This window comes from Vibrio sp. 378 (assembly GCF_033339435.1).
On record NZ_JAWOUO010000122.1, the window covers coordinates 1 to 1148 of the forward strand.

Sequence of the window (1148 nt, forward strand, 5' to 3'; positions counted from 1 at the left end):
TGCGTTATCATTATTTACGTTTATTTAACCTCATTCAGCTAAAAAAGCATGATAAAAAAAGCTCTCCCCACCATTGTTGGCTTGTTGGTTGTTTCTCAGAGCGCGTATGCCGATGTTTCTTTAAAGCTTAAAGGCATCGATGGCGCACTGGAAGATAACGTGAAAGCGTACCTGTCTTCGATTCCAGAGAAGGATTACTCCACTTCGCTGCGCTTTCAGGCGCGATTGGATCAAAGTATCACCGAAGCGCTGAATGCGCTTGGCTATTATCATGCAAAAATTTCATACTCTATTTCCGAAGGGAATGACGAGCTGATCGTTAACATCCACAAAGGTTTACCAGTTAAGATCAAAGTAATGGATGTCGTGATCAGCGGTGAAGCGAAAGAGGATGAAGAATTCGCGAATCTCATCGCCAAATCGCCTTTAAAAGTTGGGCGGATTTTAAATCAGGGTGAGTATGACAGCCTTAAATCAGGGATCCGTAACCTGGCTTTGCAACGTGGCTACTTCAATGGTGACTTTAAGCTCAACAAGCTGGAAGTGATCCCTGAATTGAATGAAGCCAATGTGCGTTTGCACTACGACAGCGGTATTCGCTATCACTTTGGTCCGGTAGAAATTACGGGAAGCCAGATCTGGGAAAACCGTGTTGAGTCGATGCGACCTTTTGAAATTGGCGAACCTTACCTTGTCTCTGATGTGGGTGAATACAACCAAAACCTGTCTAACACCGATTGGTTCTCCTCCGTGTTTGTTGAGCCTGACTTAAGCAAGCTTGAAGATGGGCGCGAGTTGCCGATTAAAGTCTCGTTAGCGCCTGCTGCGAAAAACCAAATTGAAACCGGTATTGGTTACTCCACCGATACGGGTGTGCGCGGCACTTTAAAATGGAAAAAACCATGGGTAAGTGCACGCGGTCATAGCTTTAATACGGCGCTTTCTCTCTCCAAACCAGAACAAACCATCACCGCCGGCTACAAAATTCCATTAGACGACGTCTTACGTGAATACTATCAATTGCAATTTGGTCTGAAGCATTTGGACAACCGTGATACTGAGAGTTTGGAATCAAACCTTGCGGTAGAAAGACACTGGTTAACCGACGGTGGTTGGCACAAAACCGTGTACGTTCGTCACTTGTACGA

The 1148-nt window shown here is 45.2% G+C and carries 1 protein-coding gene; it reads left to right on the plus strand.

Features of this window, described 5'->3' with window-relative positions:
- Positions 1 to 48: 48 nt before the first annotated feature.
- The coding region (locus R7Q48_RS24540) for an autotransporter assembly complex family protein (RefSeq protein ID WP_318132709.1) at positions 49 to 1148 on the plus strand (1100 nt) is incomplete at its 3' end.